The sequence below is a fragment of the Photobacterium sp. J15 genome (assembly GCF_963870815.1).
GTDB classification, from domain to species: Bacteria; Pseudomonadota; Gammaproteobacteria; order Enterobacterales; family Vibrionaceae; genus Photobacterium; species Photobacterium marinum.
This window is the reverse complement of the sequence record NZ_CAWMUI010000002.1, coordinates 1,286,072-1,307,030: the sequence shown is the minus strand read 5'-3', so window position 1 is coordinate 1,307,030 and position 20,959 is coordinate 1,286,072. Positions and strand designations below refer to the sequence as shown.

The 20,959-nt window shown below is 45.4% G+C and carries 13 protein-coding genes; 8 read left to right on the top strand and 5 right to left on the bottom strand.

Features of this window, described 5'->3' with window-relative positions:
• The first annotated feature begins 21 nt into the window (after window positions 1-21).
• The 3 genes from AACQ93_RS22845 to AACQ93_RS22835 all read left to right on the top strand — a co-directional run bounded on the left by AACQ93_RS22845 (window position 22) and on the right by AACQ93_RS22835 (window position 6,141).
• Window positions 22-1,821: an alpha-amylase family protein gene (locus AACQ93_RS22845; RefSeq protein ID WP_064609150.1), complete on the top strand. Its 1,800-nt coding sequence runs from the start codon at window positions 22-24 to the stop codon at window positions 1,819-1,821.
• Window positions 1,822-2,021: 200 nt separating this feature from the next.
• Window positions 2,022-3,203 carry a maltose/maltodextrin ABC transporter substrate-binding protein MalE gene (gene malE, locus AACQ93_RS22840; protein ID WP_007462511.1) on the top strand — a complete coding sequence of 394 codons (1,182 nt, stop codon included), beginning with the start codon at window positions 2,022-2,024 and terminating at the stop codon, window positions 3,201-3,203.
• 130 nt (window positions 3,204-3,333) lie between these two features.
• Complete coding sequence (locus AACQ93_RS22835; protein ID WP_064609148.1) at window positions 3,334-6,141, top strand: amylo-alpha-1,6-glucosidase; 2,808 nt, start codon at window positions 3,334-3,336, stop codon at window positions 6,139-6,141.
• A 127-nt stretch (window positions 6,142-6,268) separates the two neighbouring features.
• Here AACQ93_RS22835 and AACQ93_RS22830 read toward each other — a convergent pair whose 3' ends face one another.
• Both AACQ93_RS22830 and malK read right to left on the bottom strand, forming a co-directional pair.
• Window positions 6,269-6,499, bottom strand: coding sequence for a hypothetical protein (locus AACQ93_RS22830; protein WP_232323383.1), 231 nt, complete (start codon window positions 6,497-6,499; stop codon window positions 6,269-6,271).
• Window positions 6,500-6,866: 367 nt separating this feature from the next.
• Complete coding sequence (gene malK, locus AACQ93_RS22825) at window positions 6,867-7,976, bottom strand: maltose/maltodextrin ABC transporter ATP-binding protein MalK (RefSeq protein WP_064609144.1); 1,110 nt, start codon at window positions 7,974-7,976, stop codon at window positions 6,867-6,869.
• A 636-nt stretch (window positions 7,977-8,612) separates the two neighbouring features.
• Here malK and malE (AACQ93_RS22820) point away from each other — a divergent pair.
• From malE (AACQ93_RS22820) to AACQ93_RS22805, 4 genes are all read left to right on the top strand, one after another.
• Entirely contained in the window at window positions 8,613-9,794 is a 1,182-nt protein-coding gene (gene malE, locus AACQ93_RS22820; protein ID WP_007462499.1) for a maltose/maltodextrin ABC transporter substrate-binding protein MalE, read from the top strand.
• A gap of 64 nt (window positions 9,795-9,858) precedes the next feature.
• The gene (malF, locus tag AACQ93_RS22815) at window positions 9,859-11,433 is read left to right on the top strand and encodes a maltose ABC transporter permease MalF (RefSeq protein WP_064609142.1); all 1,575 of its coding nucleotides are present in this window, start codon (window positions 9,859-9,861) and stop codon (window positions 11,431-11,433) included.
• A gap of 11 nt (window positions 11,434-11,444) precedes the next feature.
• Window positions 11,445-12,335 carry a maltose ABC transporter permease MalG gene (gene malG / locus AACQ93_RS22810; RefSeq protein ID WP_064609140.1) on the top strand — a complete coding sequence of 297 codons (891 nt, stop codon included), beginning with the start codon at window positions 11,445-11,447 and terminating at the stop codon, window positions 12,333-12,335.
• Between the two features lie 204 nt (window positions 12,336-12,539).
• Complete coding sequence (locus tag AACQ93_RS22805; RefSeq protein WP_157097640.1) at window positions 12,540-14,165, top strand: hypothetical protein; 1,626 nt, start codon at window positions 12,540-12,542, stop codon at window positions 14,163-14,165.
• 595 nt (window positions 14,166-14,760) lie between these two features.
• On the opposite strand, the gene AACQ93_RS22800 is transcribed toward AACQ93_RS22805, so the two are convergent.
• The 3 genes from AACQ93_RS22800 to AACQ93_RS22790 all read right to left on the bottom strand — a co-directional run bounded on the left by AACQ93_RS22800 (window position 14,761) and on the right by AACQ93_RS22790 (window position 18,840).
• On the bottom strand, window positions 14,761-15,996 hold the full coding sequence (locus AACQ93_RS22800) for a GGDEF domain-containing protein (protein WP_064609136.1): 1,236 nt from the start codon (window positions 15,994-15,996) through the stop codon (window positions 14,761-14,763).
• 141 nt (window positions 15,997-16,137) lie between these two features.
• Window positions 16,138-16,704, bottom strand: a complete 567-nt coding sequence (locus tag AACQ93_RS22795; protein WP_064609134.1) for a DUF1415 domain-containing protein — start codon at window positions 16,702-16,704, stop codon at window positions 16,138-16,140.
• Window positions 16,705-16,830: 126 nt separating this feature from the next.
• Window positions 16,831-18,840: an exoribonuclease II gene (locus tag AACQ93_RS22790; RefSeq protein WP_064609132.1), complete on the bottom strand. Its 2,010-nt coding sequence runs from the start codon at window positions 18,838-18,840 to the stop codon at window positions 16,831-16,833.
• A 394-nt stretch (window positions 18,841-19,234) separates the two neighbouring features.
• Here AACQ93_RS22790 and AACQ93_RS22785 point away from each other — a divergent pair, with 394 nt between their 5' ends.
• On the top strand, window positions 19,235-20,935 hold the full coding sequence (locus tag AACQ93_RS22785) for a sensor domain-containing diguanylate cyclase (protein WP_084419416.1): 1,701 nt from the start codon (window positions 19,235-19,237) through the stop codon (window positions 20,933-20,935).
• The last annotated feature ends 24 nt before the right edge of the window (window positions 20,936-20,959 follow it).

Below are 20,959 nucleotides of genomic sequence, written 5' to 3'. Positions count from 1 at the left end.
TGCCTTCTGAGTTGATATTTCATGACTGAATTAAGAAAATCAAACGTGCCTGCTAAACACGTTGTTTATCAGGTTTTTACTCGCTTGTTCGGCAATACAAATACCACCAACAAGCCTTGGGGAACTATCGAAGAAAACGGAGTCGGTAAATTTAATGACTTTACCGACAAAGCCTTACAGGAAATCCAAAAGCTGGGTGTCAGCCACATCTGGTATACCGGCGTACCGCATCATGCGTTGGTCAGGGATTACAGCCAGTACGGCATTTCGTCTGATCATCCGAGTGTGGTGAAAGGACGCGCCGGTTCACCTTATGCTGTTAAGGATTATTACAACGTGAATCCGGATCTCGCGGTGGATCCTGCAAATCGCCTGGAAGAATTCAAGGCATTGATTGAGCGTAGTCATCGTAATGGTCTGAAAGTGATCATTGATATTGTTCCAAACCATGTTGCCCGCCGTTATCAGGGGATGACCAATCCTCAAGGTGTTGAAGACTTCGGAGCATCGGATGATACATCAGTTGATTATCATCGCGACAATAACTTCTACTATATTCCGGGTGAAGCTTTTCAGGTGCCTGAAGCCAAAAATGGTTATCAGCCTCTTGGTGGTGAGGCACATCCGGATTTGGCTGAAGCCTATGAAGAGTTTCCGGCTAAATGGACAGGCAACGGTTCTCGACTGGCTCAGCCACAGTTTGATGACTGGTATGAAACCGTAAAGGTCAATTATGGTGTAAGCCCTGACGGCATTAAAGATTTCGATGAACTGCCACAAGGGTATGAGCATCAGGATCATGAGGCTCATTATCAGTTCTGGCAGGAAAGAACAGTGCCGGACTCCTGGAAAAAATTCCGGGATATTGCGTTGTACTGGCTTGATATGGGTGTTGACGGATTCCGTTATGACATGGCTGAAATGGTGCCGGTTGAGTTCTGGAGCTTCATGAACTCGTCGATCAAACATGTCAATCCTGATGCATTCCTGATGGCTGAGGTTTATCAGCCGCATCTTTACAGGGATTATATCCACCTTGGTAAGATGGATTACCTCTATGACAAAGTTGATCTGTACGACACCCTGAAACGGATCATGCAGGGTAAAGGCTCAACAGATGACATCGTTGGCGTACAGAACGAGCTGATGGATATCGAGCATCATATGCTGCACTTTCTTGACAACCATGATGAGCAACGTCTTGCAAGTCCGGAGTTTGCAGGATGTGCCGAAAAAGGTAAGCCTGCAATGCTGGTATCAACTACGCTAAGCACGTCTCCAACTATGATCTATTTCGGGCAGGAAGTTGGTGAGCCCGCTTCTGACGATGCCGGTTTCGGTTTGCACTCCCGCACCACGATTTTTGATTACTTCGGCGTACCGAACCACCAGCGCTGGATGAACGGTGGTGAGTTTGATGGTGGTAAGCTGACCGATAAAGAACGTGAATTGCGTGATTTTTATCAGCGACTGCTGAACTTCTCACTGACAAACACTGCCATGACCGGAGCTTATCAGGAACTGCACCGTTATAACCGTCAGCATAGTCAGCAGTACAATGAGCATTTGTTCTGCTTTACTCGTTTTGATGAGCGACAAAAATTGCTCATTGTGGCTAATTTCGCAGATGTCGATCAGGGCGCAGTGAAGGTTAAACTGCCTGCTGATTTGCTGGAAACCTGGCAGGTTGGTGACGGTGAGTATCTGCTTTCAGAGCAGCTTTATGGTAATGAAAGCGTCACTTTATCTGTTGTTGAAGGCATTGGTGACGCTGAGATTATGCTGCCGCCACTGGCTGCGAAAATCTATCAGTTAGACTAGTTTGATAGTAAAAATAACCACGTTAAAGCCGCTGATTTTCAGCGGCTTTTCTTTTTTCAGACCAACAGAACGTGTTCAGTTTCACAGAGTTGATTTAAACATCCGGGGGGCGTAGTAGGGGGGAGGATGCTCATCCTCCTCGGGGGGAGGAGAATGCACGTGTTGATAAAAATAACAATCGAGATTAACGGGAATTGATCATGAAACAAGTGTTTAAAACTCTGACCCTATGTTCGCTTTCTGCAGCGCTTGCGTTTCCTATGGCGGCTTCAGCTATGCAGGAAGGCGAGATTCTGATTTGGATTAACGGTGATAAGGGCTATGACGGTCTTGCTGAAGTCGGTCGTCAGTTTGAAGAAGATACCGGCGTGAAGGTAAACGTTCAGTATCCGGAATCCCTTGAAGCAAAGTTTCAGCAGGTAGCGGCAACAGGTGGTGGTCCAGACATTATCTTCTGGGCGCATGACCGTTTCGGTGGTTACGCCAAAGCCGGTCTGCTTGCAGAGATTCATCCGTCAGACGAGTTTAAGAACAAATTGGTCGATTTCACCTGGGATGCGGTGACCTACGAAGGCAAGTTGGTGGGTTACCCGGTTGCGGTTGAATCTCCGTCCCTGATTTACAACAAAGATTTGCTGCCAGAGCCACCTAAGACCTGGGAAGAGCTGGTTGAAATCGAGAAGCAGATGAATGCCAAAGGCAAGAAAGCCATCATGTGGGATGTGAAGAACGCCTACTTCACATGGCCGATGATTTCCGCTAACGGCGGTTATGCCTTCAAGAAAACAGAAACTGGCTTTGACGGTAAGCAAGTCGGCGTTAACAGCGAAGCGGGTATCGCTGGCCTGAGCTTCCTGGTTGATCTTACCAAGAAAGGTGTGGTTTCACCGGATATGGACTATGCCGTATCGGAAGCTGAGTTCAACAAAGGTAACGTGGCGATGACCATCAATGGTCCGTGGTCATGGGGTAACTTGGAAAAATCGAAGCTGAACTATGGTGTTGCTGTATTGCCAACGTTGAACGGTGGTGCATCTAACCCGTTTGTCGGTGTATTGAGTGCTGGTATCAATGCTGCCAGCCCGAACAAGGATCTTTCCGTTGAGTTTATCGAGAACTATCTGTTGACCAATGAAGGTTTGAAGATGGTGAACGATGACAAACCTCTGGGTGCGGTAACACTGAAGTCATTCCAGAAGATTCTGGAAAAAGACAGCCGAATTGCAGCAACTATGACTAACGCTGAAAACGGCGAAATCATGCCAAACATCCCTGAGATGACGGCGTACTGGTTTGCTGAAGGTGCGGCAATCGAAAATGCATTGCTGGGTCGTCAGACTGTAAAAGAAGCTCTGGATACAGCGGCTTCACAAATTAAGTAATTAAAAGGTTGAGGAATTTAACCTGACTTATCAATGCGCAGCCTGGTCTGCGCATTGTTGTTTGTAAAAACGTATTTTTGTCCTGAATGGCAAGCTTTGATGCCATGGCGACGGTTGATAAGGAACAGATGTGAACGGGTTAGCGCAGGCTCCATACAGTGAGCAATTGTATGTCAAAGGTACTTTTAACGGATGGGGTGATGATACTCCGATGGTTTATACGGGAGACGGGTGTTATCAGGCAGTGATCTGCCTTTCAGCCGACCTGCACAGCTTTAAGATTTCAGATCAGCAGGGTAGTGAAGAACTCACTTTTTCGGCTGATAAATATAAATCGGTGGTATGCAAGCTCGATCAGGAGCAAGCTTTGGTTCCGGCAAAAGGGATCGGTAATGATCTGACTTTTCTGGCTCCTGAAACTGGCTTATATACCATTACGCTTAAAGTTCAGGAGCAGGTTCAGGATAAAGGTCCGGTTATGCTTATTGCCTCTGGTGGTGAGAACTCTGATGTTGAACCTGAAAGAGAGTTGGTTGAAGTTGAAATTTCAGTAACGGCTCCTCATAAGCAGCTTCAGGCAAAGCAGGATCCTATTTTGGCTCCGGATGTTTTGTTTGATCATCTGGCAATTAAGACTCAGGAAAGTGTTCCGTTTGTGTTCGGTGATAATGTGGACGGCTATTTTGAAGGCGTCACACACGGCTTTGTTGCTGCTGGCAAATATCGACATAAGCAAGGCTGGTATCTGGGGACATTCGCCTCATTTGTTGATGGCAAGATCAACGACAAATGTATGGCTCCTGAAGCTGATATTCTGCCTTACGGTATCACTCATCAATACGCTAACCACAGCAGCGATACCTTTATGTTGTTCAGCCAGCAACGTGCCGCGGCTCTGACTGTCTGCTCTCCGCTGGCGGCACGACTGGCATTGGCTCCACAGCTGAATTTAGGGCTTAATGTTTCTTCTGTGCGTACTTTCGATAATGGTGTGGTTTATGCGCTGGACTCTTCGCTACGGCAGGAAAATACACCATCGTTTATTGCGATTTGTGCTGACAAACCGTTCCGTTTCAAAGAAGCAACATTTTCTGAGATGCTAGCCCTTAATGAGGTGATGCACCTGAACGGCAATCATGTGAAGCCGGTGATTGAGACGCTGGGCGATGAAATCAGTCTGACCGTGTATCTGGCTTTTGCTGAGACAGAAGAGGAAGCCATCGCCGGAGCAAATCAGTTGCTAGAGCAGGATGGTTATGTCATGCATCAGCAGCAGACATACGACATGCTGACTCATTCTTATATCTGGACTTCGGATCTGGAATATAACCGTGCGCTGATGTGGGCCAAGGCTTCAGGAAAAGTTTTTGTATCCAATGAGTTTGGCAAAGGCATCTGGGCTGGCCTGCCTTGGTTTAAGGATTGCTGGGGACGTGATTCATTTATCGCGGTGCCGGGTATTACGTTGGTAAATGGTGATTTTGATGATGCCAAGAGCATTATCGATAACTTTGCCTCTATGCAGTTGAAAGATAACACCAATATCAACTACGGCCGGATTCCTAACCGGGTGACCAGCCTGACCAATATCATTTACAACACGACAGACGGTACGCCGTGGATGGTACGTGAGGTCTGGGATTATCTGCGTTACAGCGGCGATAAAGACTACGCCCGTTCGATTTATCCTGTTGTGAAAACCTACATCGATGGCATCGAGAAAAACTACTTGGATCAGCATGGCTTAATGACCCACCGTGATCCGGATACCTGGATGGATGCCAAGCTTGAAGGTAAGTTGCCATGGTCTGCACGTGGTAATCGTGCTAATGATATTCAGGCATTGTGGTATACCAGCTTGAAGGTGGCGGTTGAGCTGGCGAAACTAAATCAGGATGAGGAAGGTGAACAGCACTATCTGACGATGGCTGAAAAAGTGCAGGCAAGCTTCCAACAACTGTTTTGGGATGATGAGCTGTCTCTGCTGGCAGATCGCCTGCACGCTGATGAAAATCGTGATTTGCAGATTCGTCCAAACCAGTTGATGACGCTGACAGTACCTTTTGATGGTGAGCTGGTGGATAAAACCATTGGTGCCAATATCGTCAAGAATGCAGTCAGTGAGCTACTGTTCCCATGGGGTATTACTTCGCTGTCTCAGAAGGATCCAATTTTCCATCCGTATCATGCAAATCGTGAGGAATACCATAAGGATGCGGCTTATCATAACGGTACTATCTGGGGCTGGAATGCGGGCTTCACCGTAACCAGCTTGCTGAAATATGGTTATACCGATTTCGCCTATGAGCTGACGAAGAATTTGTCACAGCAGATCCTGGCTATTGGCCATCGCGGTGCTATGAGTGAGAACCTGGATGCTTTCCTTAATGATAAGGGCGAGATAACGACTACCGGCACGTATGCACAAGCCTGGTCTGTTTCAGAATTTACCCGTAACGGTTATCAGGATTATGTTGGTTTTGCGCCGGATTTGCTGGCAGGTAAACTGAATTTGGCACCAAGTCTGCCGTCATCATGGCAGGCATTTGATGCCAATTTACGTTTTGGGGCTGATAATGCACTGTCGGTTGCGTTTAAACGCCAGTCAAACGGCATCGAAAGTTATCGTCTGAACTATCAGAGTGAAGCTGATACTGCACTGGATATTGTGCTTACAGCAAAAGATAAAGCTAAGTACTTACTATCAATCGAAAGTAGCTCTTTGCCAGCAATGGTTGTGTTTAACCCAGAGAAAACAGAAGCTGAACTAAATGGTGAGGAAGTTGCGTTAACCTGTATTCAACAGAGTTACCAGCCTGAGATTGGCGAGCTGAAATTTGCTCAGCCTGATACACAGCGTAAATTCCCGGTACTTCTTGCTAATCATGTTTTGCAACAACAGGTTGAAGTGAGCAATCTGGAAAAGGCAATGGACTAACTTGTCAGATTAATAATCTGGCCTTAGTTCAGGAATGTAAACGCCGCAGTCCATTATTTAACAGGGGACCGCGGCGTTTTTATAATTCATCTTTGCCGGATATTAGAGACAGACATCTGCTCTGAATTTAGCTTTGGCTTGAGTCGTCGTCATCAAAGACTTTACCTTCCATTGAATAGGGGTCTCGCTCATCGTATTGGTTGATGGTACTTTTTCCTCTGAGTTTTTTGATTTTTGCTTCCAGAGCCTTGGCCTCCTGGTAGTTTCCTTCCTGATAGGCCATAAAAATTCTTTGCTCGATATCTTCGATTCTGTCGCGGCTGCTCATGTACTGATCCTCCATCAATAGATATCTCATACCAACCAGTCCCAAACTACGCAACTGGTGCTCGTTAGGATCACCGATGCGCATTGTAATTTTAGAAGTGACGGGAGTAGGGCTCCACTCATTCTCAGGCGTTATTGATATAGAACATTTTGAGCATTTCGGGGTAACGTTTTGCCCACGCGTCTTCACAATGCACTGCATCTTGGTCAATCAATAACTTACATTGGATGTTGTCACTTTTGTTCAGTAACAGCTGATGAAAGTATTTGGTGTCTTCAAGATACAACGACGGAAAATCGGTTATTGAATGATCACTGGTTTTATTAAGGCACAAAAAAAGCGCTGCCAGTAATCTGGAACAGCGCTTCTACTACAGGTAGTCAATCAGAGTTGATGTTTATACACCAGCCTCTTTGTATAGGCGGCGGCATGCGCGACCATCACTGTGGAACAGGTGACAACGGTGAGCAGGAATACCCACTTTGAAACTATCGCCTGCTTCTACGTCCAGCGTATCCGGGCGGCGATAGATGAAGTCAGCATCCACGTTATCAAGGTGCAGGTAAGCCTGAGTTTCGTAACCAAGCTTTTCTACTACCTGAACCTTACCTTCAACGCTTGCATCACCTTCTTCAGCCGGAACCAGGTGTTCAGGTCGGATACCCAGAGACATACGGTCGCCTTTAGTCACAGACGTGCCGTCAACCGGGATCCAGAAGGTATTACCGTCAGCGAGCTGAACCATCACGCGTTCATCTTCCACTTCTTCAATGAACACACTAATGAAGTTCATTTTTGGTGAACCGATGAAACCGGCTACGAAACGGTTTTGCGGGTAGTGGTACAGTTCAAGAGGTTTACCCACCTGAGAAACATAACCGCCATCAAGAACCACGATTTTCTGTGCCATGGTCATTGCTTCGATCTGGTCGTGAGTAACGTAGATCATGGTACAACCCAGTTGCTTGTGCAGTTTGGCGATTTCGATACGCATCTGTACACGAAGTGCTGCATCCAGGTTAGACAGCGGCTCATCCAGCAGGAATACTTTTGGCTGGGAAACAATGGTACGGCCGATGGCAACACGCTGGCGCTGACCGCCTGAAAGGGCTTTTGGCTTACGCTCCAGAAGGTGACCCAGCTGAAGAATGTCTGCTGCATGGTCAACACGACGTTTGGTTTCGGCTTTGTCCGCTTTGGCTAGCTTCATACCGAAAGACATGTTGTCGAAAAGGTTAAGGTGTGGGTAAAGCGCGTATGACTGGAAAACCATACCAACACCACGTTCAGATGGTGCAACGTCGTTCATGCGCTCTTCGCCGATGTATAGATCACCGGAAGTAATGTCTTCCAAACCAGCGATACAACGAAGAAGGGTCGACTTACCGCAGCCTGATGGACCAACAAAAACAACGAATTCGCCTTCAGCAATATCGAGATCAACATTCTTTGAAATCAGGTTATCTCCATATGCTTTACATACATTTCGTAAAGTGACACTCGCCATCGAGCCTATTCCTCTAAGTTTGTTGTAGCCAGCAAGGCTTCTCTATGCGGAATGATATTCACGCCAGGCCTCACGGGTAAAGAATTTTTTATTCGGTGCAGTGAAGAAAAAAAAGGGGTAGCAAACATGTTGCATTCAGGCAGTGGAATGAACTGCTACCCTGACCAATTCCACTTTACTTACTTCCCCAAGAAGTAAAGTGGTGCTGTCGTTTCCAATAAAAAAGTGGTTACTGTGAAAATCAACTGCGTAAGCAGAACAGTAAAAGCATCTTCATCTACCCCGTTGGGTATGTCGCTATTCTTACTCAGGTGGCATAGGTAAACATCCTCCTTATTAATAATTTCAAAGGTGGATGAGAGGGGGATGAGTGCCTGGATCACACTTTGTAATTTCGCTTGCTGATGAGGATATTTATTACCAGTACCATGTGCGTTGTATCACAATCAGGTGTTGTTTTTAGATCTCTGTCACTAACCAAAACGACGAAGATCACGCTTTTATATCTAAGGCTTAGGGGGCGTAGGGCGTAGGATGATGCTGAGTGCTCATGTCTGATGGATGATACACACTGAAAATTATGCTGCAGAGTCGGTTCTGGAGCATGAGATATAACAATCATGAAGGATGTTAAAAATGAAGAAAGTCCTCAGCACTGTAGCTTTTTGTACCCTTGCTGCTCTTGGTTCAGTTCACGCAAATGCTGCGATTGAAGAGGGTCAATTGACTATCTGGATTAACGGCGATAAAGGCTATAACGGCCTGGCAGAAGTAGGTAAGAAGTTTGAAGAAGACACGGGTGTAAAAGTAACAGTTGCTTTCCCTGACGGCCTGTCTGAGAAGTTCCCTCAGGTAGCGGCGGCAGGTGATGGTCCGGATATCGTTTTCTGGGCTCACGACCGTTTCGGTGGTTACGCAAAAGCGGGTCTGCTTAAAGAGATTAAGCCATCCGCTGAGCTGAAAGACAAAATCATCGATTTCACCTGGGATGCAGTGCAGTACGATGGTAAGTACATTGGCTACCCGGTTGCAGTAGAAGCACTTTCTCTGATTTACAACAAGGACCTAGTTCCAAACCCACCTAAGAACTGGGAAGAAGTTGAAGCTCTGGACAAGAAGCTTCAGAAAGACGGCAAGAAAGCCATCATGTGGAACCTGAAAGAACCGTACTTCACATGGCCGGTAATTTCAGCTGACGGTGGTTACGCGTTCAAATTCACTGCGAACGGTTACGACGTGAAAGATGTTGGTGTTAACAATGCCGGCGCGAAGCGTGGTATGAACTTCATCAAGTCACTGGTTGACAAGAAAGTGATCTCGCCAGATATGGATTACAGCATCTCTGAAGCCGAGTTCAACAAAGGTAACGTAGCAATGACAATCAACGGCCCATGGTCTTGGGGGAACGTTGAGAAGTCTGGCATCAACTATGGCGTAACAGTTTTGCCTAAGCTGAACGGTAACCCATCTAAGCCATTCGTTGGTGTTTTGACTGCGGGCATCAGCTCTGCATCTCCAAACCAGGATCTTGCGGTTGAGTTCATCGAGAACTACCTGCTGACTGACGAAGGTCTGGGCATGGTGAATGATGACAAACCACTGGGCGCAGTAGCACTTAAGTCATTCCAGAAGAAACTGGACAGTGATTCACGCATCGCAGCAACTATGGATAATGCGATGAACGGCGAAATCATGCCTAACGTTCCTCAGATGACTGCATTCTGGTACGCAGAAGGTAACGCAATCAAGAACGTTGTTGATGGCCGTCAGGACATCGATGGCGCGCTGGATGCAGCTGCAGGCCACATGCTTAAGTAACTTTTTTGCGGGGAGGGGCAACTCTCCCCATTTTATCGTCATTTTTTGCTAGCAAGGAGCTGAGATGCAGTCAGTTCAAGGTGCAGGACTTTTGGAACAGGAAACAGAAAGTCCGAAATTTGATTATCGTAAGTGGCTGAAGTGGTCACTGTTGGGCATGATCGGTGTTGTTAATGGTTATGCTACCGTTTTGATGTATGCAAAAGGTGAAATCGCCTTTGCACTTCTTACCGTTGTTCTAACAGCACTTGCTCTTTTTATTTTCGGCAGTAAAAGAACATACGCCCATCGCTACATTTTCCCTGGTATCGCAGGGATGCTTATTTTCATTATTTTCCCACTGATTTATACCGTTGGGCTTGCATTTACTAACTACAGTGCGTCGAACCAGTTGTCACTGGAGCGTACTCAGTCGGTATTGCATCAACGTACTTTCCAGTCTGGTGACAGCTATAAATTCGACTTGTACAAAGTCGACAATGGCCATCAACTGGTAATTAATGCAAATGGTGAGCTGCTGGCTTCTGATGTGTTCGACATTGCCAATCCGTTTGCAGATCCTATGACGCTGCGTGATGTTGATGGCGTTCAGGGAGAGAAAGAGAAGATCAAGGCGATCGTTAAGAACCGTTCCAACCTGTCGAAGGTTGAGCTGGTAATGCCTGAAGGTGAAAAAATCCGCATGAGCGGCCTGCGTAAGTTCGCAGCTGAAGCTCCGCTGTTCACCCTTCAGGAAGACGGTCTGACCATGATCAACAACAAGACTCAGCAGATCTTCATGCCAAACATGGAAATTGGCTACTACCAGCCTGTTGATGAGAATGGTAACTTTGTTGGTGAGCCAATTTCTCCGGGATTCGTTGTTGGTGTCGGTGGTGCTAACTTTGAGCGCGTTATGAAAGATGACGGTATCAAGGAACCATTCTTCGGCATTTTCGTTTGGACAGTTGTATTTGCATTCCTTGCCGTAGCGCTGACTCTGGCTGTAGGTATGGTTCTGGCTTGTATTGTTCAGTGGGAACCACTGAAAGGCAGTGGCATCTACCGTGTGCTTCTGATCCTTCCGTATGCGGTACCATCGTTTATCTCGATTCTGATTTTCAAAGGTCTGTTTAACCAGAGTTTTGGTGAAATCAACATGTTGCTGGATGCAATGTTCGGTATTAAACCGTCCTGGTTCTCAGATCCTGTGATGGCTCGGATCATGGTAGTTATTGTTAATACCTGGCTTGGTTTCCCTTACATGATGATTCTGTGTATGGGTCTGTTGAAGTCGATTCCTGAAGATCTGTATGAGGCCTCTGCCATTGATGGTGCCGGTCCGGTTCAGAACTTTATGAAGATTACGCTGCCAATGCTGATCAAACCGCTGACACCGCTACTGATTGCAAGTTTCGCTTTTAACTTCAACAACTTCGTAATGATTCAGCTATTGACTGCGGGTGGCCCGAACATGGTGGGTACTTCAGAGCCTGCTGGTTACACTGACTTGCTGGTAAGTTATACCTACCGTATCGCGTTCGAAGGTGGCGGCGGTCAGGACTTCGGTCTGGCGGGTGCAATCGCAACCATTATCTTCCTGTTGGTTGGTGGTATGGCGCTACTTAACCTGAAATTCACCAAGCTATCACAAGACTAAGGAGAGACGTCATGCCAATGGTTCAACCTAAGTCATTAAAATACCGGGTCTGGGCGACGCATCTTGGTCTGTGCCTGTTCCTTGCTGCAACCATCTTCCCGCTGCTGATGATCATTGCGATCTCACTGCGTGAAGGTAACTTCGCTGGCGGTGAGTTAATTCCTAGCCACCCGACACTGGATCACTGGCGATTAGCGCTTGGTTTTCCGGTAACAAACGAAGATGGCAGTATTACACCACCACCGTTCCCTGTTCTGCTATGGCTGTGGAACACAGTGAAAGTGGCAGGTATTACGTCAATCATCATCGTAGCGCTTTCAACGACCAGTGCTTATGCATTTGCCCGTCTGCGCTTCAAGGGCAAGAGCACCATCCTTCAGGGGATGATGATTTTCCAGATGTTCCCTGCAGTACTGGCTCTGGTAGCTTTGTACGCATTGTTCGACCGTCTGGGCCAGTACATTCCGTTCCTGGGGCTGAACACTCACGGTGGTCTGATTTTCTCTTACCTGGGCGGTATCGCACTGCACGTATGGACAATCAAGGGCTACTTCGAAACGATTGACGGGTCGTTGGAAGAAGCGGCTGCACTGGACGGCGCAACACCATGGCAGGCATTCCGCCTGGTACTGTTGCCACTCTCTGTGCCAATCCTTGCGGTTGTATTTATCCTGTCGTTCATCGGTGTGGTAACAGAAGTACCGGTAGCATCTCTGCTATTGAGTGATGTAGAAAACTACACTCTTGCAGTAGGTATGCAGCAGTACCTGTACCCTCAGAACTACCTGTGGGGCGACTTCGCGGCAGCGGCAGTACTATCGGCAATTCCGATTACCACGGTATTCCTGCTGGCTCAGAAGTTCCTGGTTGGTGGCCTGACAGCCGGTGGTGTAAAAGGTTAATCCACAAAGTTAGATAAATCTGTCAGAAAGGGCTTGCTATACAGCAAGCCCTTTTTTCTATCTGTAGTTAGGTAGGCGCGCTAAAAACTATTTAGTTGTATAACGCTAAGGAATGTAAATTAGATAAAGGTTTCTGTTGAGTGATTTGTCAATTTAATGCTTAATACGAGCTTTTTTGTGAAGCAATAACGGGTAAAAAGAAGAATGAATAGGCGTTTTTCCGCTCTAGCAGTGTGTGCGTTAACTGTCGCCTTAACCGGCTGTAACGAGGAGGGGAGTAAAGGTAATAATGATACATCACAATATATCAAAGATGTTCAGCATCGGATTAAAGTAACAAGTCAGAATTTAGAAGAAATCGATGTTCAAGTGTCGCAAGTACAAAACTTGGCAGCAGGTGATGTATTTCAATTTGATGATATTGAGCTAGTTGATGAAGGATTAGCGTGGAGTATTTATAATCGAACTCCTCAAACCATAAACTCGTTAGCAGTTCGACAGGGAGAGAAACAGCAATTAGCCTTGCTTAAACTTTTTCAGGCTTTGCCCGCGTACAGCAAAGCTAAGCTGTCTTCTTCAACTCATACATTGAGTAAACTTAATTTTGAAGAACAGTTAAAATTATTCGCCCCTAAAGTCCAAATCGCGGGATTTGACGCTGATTGCAGTGATCAAAGCAAAACGTGCTATAACGCCCCGGATGATGCTCAACGCATTATCTATGAAACCGTATTGATTAATATGCGCAATGCGTTTAATCGAAAAAGCTTCTCACAGTTTGCCGATAACTTTTTTGCAGATGCCGCTAATTGCACTAAGTACTCAGGATGTAGCAGTTATGGTGATCCGCTATTAAGTTACTCGACGAAAAATTTGCTAACAATGGGTATGAGCGAGCATCAGCTTGGTATGAAGGTGATGCGCAATAAGTATGCGGCAGAGGGTATGGGGGGCGGTAGTTCTCCAGATATCAACTTACCTGTTGCAAGTTCTGGCGGTTGGGCTTCTTATTGGGAATCATATATTACTCCAACCTCTGCTAACTATCGCCCTTATTCTGTGGCAACCTATAACACTATTTTTCATGAAGTTGCACATGCATACGGGTTTAATCATGATAGTGGAATGACCTACGGCTTTGCTGATGCCTGGGCGAAAACTTATGTGCAGGCAAATCTGACTCAGGCTCAACGTGAAAACAGAAATGTACTTGAGTTGCCAAGTGTGTTGGTAGACAGCAAGGTGATAGGCAAAGGTAAGGTTCGACTTTCTTACTACCGTCCTGTATCAAAAGCCGTTAGCAATCAGGTTGAATTGCAAATTATTAGCGGGCAAGCGATGGGGGTACAAATTGCTTATAACTCAAATCAGCCGGGTTCTACTGTTGATGTAACGTTTAACCCTATTCCAAAGGCTCCTGTTTATATCCGTAGTGTTGCTGATAATGGTGATTACATATCTACGCTTCAGCTAAAGGCAAGCGATATGGTGGAATCGCCAAGTTATACGTTTGGGGGCAAAAAATACACAATTCTCGAAGATGAATTGCTTGATTCTGAGGCAAATGGATGGGCAATACGTAAGCTTTGCGATCAATCTAACCAAGAGTTAGCGGAAAAAGCAGATTATCAAAAATTGTGGGACTATATGTCATCCAATGATTTGTTGGCAGGTTTGACTAAAGGTAAATTCTTGAGTCGCGATGAGCCATCCGGCTATTTGATTTGGATGTTAGAATTTAAGGCAGATCAAATGGTATCGAGTAAGTACCGAATGGTAGATAGTCTTGGTGCTGACAAAGGTCTGGTTTGTGTTGAGCCGGCTATTTAAAAGACATCACTATAAAAACCGAAAGTTTCTGACTTTTGGTTTTTTAGTTTTAAGTCAAATATGTTTAGTGAGATGTATTTGCTTTGGTTAATCAAAATAACATGTTGTTCATTATTGTAATTTGTTAATTATAGTCGGATTTGGTTGGTAATAGGTAATGCGCTTGGGTTAAGTTATTGAATAAAAATAATATTATTTTAGAGGTACTCAGGGGCGTGAAGGAAGAGAGCATTTGTAGAATAGCTGTGAGAAGAATTAAACTATCATCGAACGCGTATTTTCCGGGTTTTAATACGATGAATTGACTGCTAAGATGATTCCTATAAGACATTAGTTTCGAAAAACAATAATAAGGCTCATAAACTTATGGTGAGCCGCTCCCGAGTACAGAGCTTAACGCTGGTTTGGCCGCCGATCTGTTAAGTTATCTTGTACTTAAACTTTTTGGCGTTGCTGCATAGCTGGGCTTACTCTCAGTTGGAAACAAAATGAAGGTAGGTTTAATTAGTAACCAAAACCCGATGATTTCATCGGGTTTTTTGTTTTTGAACGTCTTCTAATTGATTTGCTATTTAGCCTAGAGGTGGGAAACTGTTTAGTTTTGACAGACCTGATTTCGTCCTGACTCTTTGGCTTTATATAAAGCGACATCCGCTTCTTTAATCACATTCGCTGGTTTATGGTCAGGGAAGCTGTCAGCGACACCAATACTTACCGTGACTTTGACGGCTTCCTGCTTTTTGCGTTTTTTGGCTCCGATTTTCTCATCTTTCGGGTGTACGTCAGGCTGTTTCAGTTGCATTTCAAAGTCAGCAATTTCTTTGCGAAAATGCTCAAGGTATTCAATGCACTGAGCCGCTTCTTTCCCTTTAAATAGAATCGTGAACTCTTCACCACCGTAACGAAACACTTCAGTTCCGCCTTTGATTTGTTGTAGGAAGCCGGCAACAAGTTTCAAAACATCATCGCCGGTATCGTGGCCGTAGGTATCATTAAACTTCTTGAAGTGATCGATATCCAGCATCGCCAGGGTATAAGTCCTTCCCAGATATTTCATCTCGGTTTCGAGGGCTCTTCGGCCCGGGATACCGGTTAACTGATCTATGTAGGCGAGCTCATGGCTACAGGTGATGATATTGAGTAGCAGCAATATGGCGGCTACAGAAAACGCTGCACTGGAGATAAATGCCTGCTGGAAGACTGAAAAGGTAATGCCGGCAAAGAGCAGGCTGATAAATATAGCCTGATCATAGCCATGGTTACGTTTCAGGATGGTAGAGCCACAGGCAAAGCCAACACCGAGGTACAGCAGGATCAGCAAAACAGGCATGGGGGAAACGCCTGGAATCGCATATAAGTAACTGTCCCATAGTTGACTGAGGTCTCTTTCGGCAAAGTGGTTGGCAACCAGACTTGCCCAGGCGACCTGTAAAACAAGGAAAATAATATAGCCGCTGCCGAAGCGTGAAAACAACCTCCTTTCCGGGATGAGGTGAAGCTGAAGTAAATTGAGTGGCAACAGGGTTACCAGCAAAATATAGATCAGGTGTGTTTTATTATCGGCAAGCGGAGACTGTAGGTGAGTCTGGATAACGTAGAAAGCAATAAGCATCAGTAAAGCCGCCAGAGCCGTTTTTCCCTGATTGAAAGGCTGGCTTAACAGAATAACGATACCAAGCAAAATATAGGGTAGCGACAGAAGTAACCCGTGATATGGGATGAAGGCTGTCAAAGCCGATTCTAATGAGAACATCATCAGAATAGCCAGTACCAAAGGTAGCCCGAAGCGTACTCCGGCGCTTCTGAATATTGCAAATGAAACTTGTGACATTACAACTCATTTCCCTGTCAGGACATACTACAAAGATGTACCACAGGTTGTCTTCTTCCGTAAAAATGTGAATTATATTGTTTATGTTAATTAGTTTTGTAAGGGAGCGAGCAACAGCTCCCTGAATCCATCTACTGTCTTTTATTTTGCCGTTTTGAACAGAAATGGAAATAACGCCTTTCTTTGCTCAAATGTTAGCTTTTTTACACATTCAATGTTTCGCTCAGGGATACTTTCCGGATCAGGATAATGCTTCAGCACTCTTTCCATACTGTCTTCACGGATTAGGTGAAATACCGGATAAGGCGAACGGTTAGTGAGGTTTTCTGCATCCTCTGGTTCAGTACCGTAAAAGCAATAATCCGGATGGAAACTGGCGACCTGATAGATACCTTCTTTGCCGGTCTGGATGATGAGTGCATCCACAAGATTTAGGAACTGGTTATAGTCGTCAAAATCGGCAAAGAGCGTCGGTGTTACTACCAAGGTTGTTTCCAGTTCGTCCTCTGGCTTCTGATCTAGTTCAAGAAGTTGTTGATATATATCTTCAAGTAACATCTCTTCGCTTTCAGCTTCACTTATGTGGATTTTAATCTGTTTGTTGCGGTTAGGTTTAGCGGCAAAAGGGCATAGATTGAGCCCGATCACGACATCTTCCAGCCACTGCTGGATCTGCTGTTTGATTTCTGCACTGTGTTGAGCTGACATTGCTTACTCTTTTTAGAATATTTTGACGTAAGAGTAACAATATTAAGCAAGATTAAAAGAAGTGATGTAAAAAAAGAGCCAGTTCTAACTGGCTCTTTCGATATAGTTAACTGAGTGGAAAAGCGATTAAGCTTGCTCTTCAGTTGGCTGGGATTCGGTCTTTGCTTCTGCTTCAGGAGCAGGGAACTCTTTAACTGGTTTAGCGACCAGTTGGCGAGTTGCCGCACGAACTTCAGCAAGCTTAACTTCGAAAGTATCACCAAGCTGATATTCTTTAACCTTATCAATGTTGATGATGCCCAGATCACCGTTACATTCGATGCGCTGTTTGTTGTCCAGAATCAGCGGGCTTGGAATGAAGGCTGCCGCACCGTTTTCAAGCAGGCGAACACGCATACCAGCACGATTGATATCGAACACTTCTGCGGTAAATACAGTTTCTTCTTTTACTGCATCTTTCAATAGGCGAACATACAGCCAGTCAGCAACGTCTCGCTCAGCCATACGGTGGTGACGACGGTGGTTGGCAATCTCTTCACCAACACTGTCATCTGGTTTCTGGCTTGGCTCATTACCGCTGATGATTCCCTTAAGCAGGCGGTGGTTGATCATGTCACCATACTTACGGATTGGGGATGTCCAGGTCGCATAAACGTCTAGGCCCATAGCATAGTGAGGTGCTGGTGCATTGCCTACTTCACTGTATGCCTGGAACTTACGCAGACGGTTGTCCAAGTAAGTGGTGTCCTGATCATTAAGCCAGCGACGCAGTGCGCTGAAACCTTCAAGAGACAGAAGCTCTTCTTTCTCGAACGGTGCGTTGGCTTCAGTCAGGAAGTCCATCGCTGTATCCAGTTTCTCTGGATTAAAGCCGTTGTGGTAGTTGAATACACCGGTACCGAATTTGCCTTGCAGCATACGACCTGCACAGATGTTAGCAGTGATCATCGCTTCTTCAATCATGCGGTTTGCTGTACGGCGCGGATCGGTATGAATAGCGATAACGTCGTTGTCTTCACTTAGCTCGAAACGGTAATCAGGACGATCCGGGAATACTACCGCGTTGTTTGCACGCCAGCTGCTGCGGGCATTAGCAAAGCCATGTAGGGCATTAACCTGTTCGGTAATGATTTCATTCGGAGCCCAGTTTTCACAACTGCCGTTCTCTAGCAGATCAGAAACATTGTCGTAAGCCAGACGGCCCTGTGACTTGATCCATGCTGCAAAGAACTGAATGTCGTCCTGGATAACACCGTCTTGAGCAACTGTTGCACGACAGCAGATAGCCGGACGTTTTTCATTTTCCATCAGGGAACAAAGCTCATCACTCAGTTCACGCGGCAGCATAGGGATATTTCGGCCTGGAAGATAAATGGTAAAGCCGCGTTCGCGAGCTTCATCATCCATTTTGTCACCGACAGAGATGTAAGATGTCGGATCGGCAATGGCGATAGTAATCTCGAAGCTGCCGTCTTCTTTCTTCACCGTGTAGATAGCATCATCCATATCTTTAGTAGATTCGCTATCGATTGTGATGAATGGCAGAGCCGTCAGATCCTGACGTTCCAGACCTTCATCCAGCATATTCCAACTTTCTTGTGGTGCCGGTTCTGCATTAGGTAGCTCATGACGGGCCAGTGTTACCCACCATGGTGCAATTTTATCGTTGCTGTCTGTGATTTTTTCTTTGATTTCACAGAAGAATGTTTTGTTGTCGCCTACTAGCGGGTGGCGAGTCATGTTCGCAACTACCCAGTCACCTTCTTTAAGAAGTTCCGGGTTGAGGCCTTTTACAGCGCGTGCTTTGATTGCGTCTTTTAATTGCGGGTGATCTGGAACAACATGCAGACGATCACGGATAAGCTTTACGCGACCTATAAAGCGGGTAATGAACTGCTCAACCAGCTCTTGAGGTTCTGCGACTTCACGCTCTTTTTCTGTACGAATAACTGCAACAACACGGTCACCGTGCATTACATTTTTCATATAGTTAGGCGGAATGAAGACACTTTCTTTGTTGTCGGTTTCCAGAAAACCAAAGCCACGGTCAGTTGCTTTGATATTACCTTCTTTTTTCGGAAGCGTTTCCTGAATTTGTTTTTTTAGCTGTGCTAGTAATGGATTATCTTGAAACATTATGCCCGGTCTCAGATTGTGAACGGACACACTATAAGGCCTTCATGCTCTAAAACCAAGTTCTATGCGCCATTCTGACGGACTTTCAATATGCCGTAATAATGCGGGTTGTGAGGTGCTTTCCATTGTGTCATCGCCACAGGTATGCACCTGAAAGTTGGTTTTATTTGAGAATGGTATCAATAAGTTACTGATTATTTGCATGAATATTTTTTCTAAGTATGAGACTGAACTGTTGAGATGTTTGCATTCGTTATGGGATTTAGAGCGCAGATCATCACACTCCCAATGATTATCGCTATCAAAGCTACAGGAATTTGGTAAACAAGGTACTGGTACCGATAAAAATAAGTATCGGTTCTTATATAGTGCTCAGTTGACCGGGAGCGATAATATGGATGTGAATCTGAAACTGGAATTAAGTGACTTGGTTGATTTGTTAGCGCGTCAGTCGAATCTTGAACGCTGGTGCTATCAGCTGTTGTCAGTATTCAGTAAAGAATTAAAGCTTAGTTATATTACTTTACTTGTGGAAAAGAACCATGAGCCACGAGTGATTGCCAGTTGGCTGGGGGATGTTTTCAGTTACTTCAGTACAGCATTAGATCTTGATGATTATAACGGTGTGCCGGTTGGCATGTTGCAGCAGGCCCGTCAGGCCGGACAGTTTGTACAGACTTATGCTGATAAGCCTTCGCAGTTATTTGGAATTAAAGCTGATCTTCGCGATAAAGACTGGTGTCGCTTATTGCTTCCGATTAAAACGCATACCGAAAATGTTGGTTTTCTTTACGCTGAAACTAAACAGCCTGATTATTTTGAAGCCAACCTTGCACATATTGAACGCTTACTTTATCAGATTGCTCCGGACATCAGCGCCCGGGTATTAAAACAGGAAGTCATTGATAATTATCTCAGTCGTCGAAGTGTTGAGGCTGAACTGGAAATCCGAAATTACTCAATCAACGAATACCTTGCTTTGTTAAGGAATCTTCATGAAGTTACGTTGAGTTTATCCAAAGCAAAGAACTTAGATCAGTTATACAGACGTGCAGTCGAATTAGGACGCAGCCATTTGGGAATAGACAGAATGGCAATCTTTCTGACTGATTTTGAGAAAAATAAAATGCAGGGTACTTACGGTACAGACCCTGAAGGGAATCTTGTTCCGCGTGGTGACTTCACCAGTGTGATCCCTGATCACCCATTGGTCAATGAAGCGTTAAGCCATCGGGATCATGTTGTAGTAAGGGAAAATGCGCCTCTTTATTTTGGGCTTAAACAAGTCGGAACTGGCTGGAATGCCATGATTGCTATGTGGAACGGTGAGGAATGTATCGGCTGGTTGGCGGCCGATAACCTGATTAACCAGCAAATGCTTACCGAGCATCAGAGACAAATTCTGAAACTGTTTGGTGCTGCTTTAGGGCAGCAAATCGTGATTCGGCGAAAGCACGATGAGTTGGCCATGCTGAATATTGAACTTGAAGAACGTGTGATGCGACGCACACGTGAGCTTGAAGCAACAAACAAGGCACTGGCGGAAGCGAATCATCAGCTAGAGCAGTTATCTATGCAAGATGGCTTAACCAGTGTTGCGAATCGTCGTTTCTTTGATATGTCATTGAACCGTTACTGGCAGAGTGCAGCTAAGACCGGTGAACCGCTTAGCCTGATCATGATTGATGTTGATTATTTTAAAACCTTTAATGATACCTATGGTCACCAGGAAGGTGATAATTGCCTTAGAAAAATAGCCGCTTCACTGGAAAAAGTAGTCAAACCCTATAAAAAATATATCTTTTCTCGTTACGGGGGGGAGGAATTTGCTTGCTTGCTACCGGGTGCAGATGCACAAGTGGCGCTGAATGTCGCCGAAAAAATGCTGGTTTGTATTAATCGGTTGAACATAACGAATGAAGCGGTTGATGAGGGACGAGTAACTATTAGTTCAGGTTTGCATACAATCTCGCCAATTTCCGGAATCACGCCGGAAGACTTAATTGAAGGCGCTGACCGAGCCTTGTATCTGGCAAAAGAATGGGGGAGGAATCAGCATCATCAATGGAGTGAATTTATCTGCGAAGCGGGCTGATATGACACTTGTTTTCTATGTAAG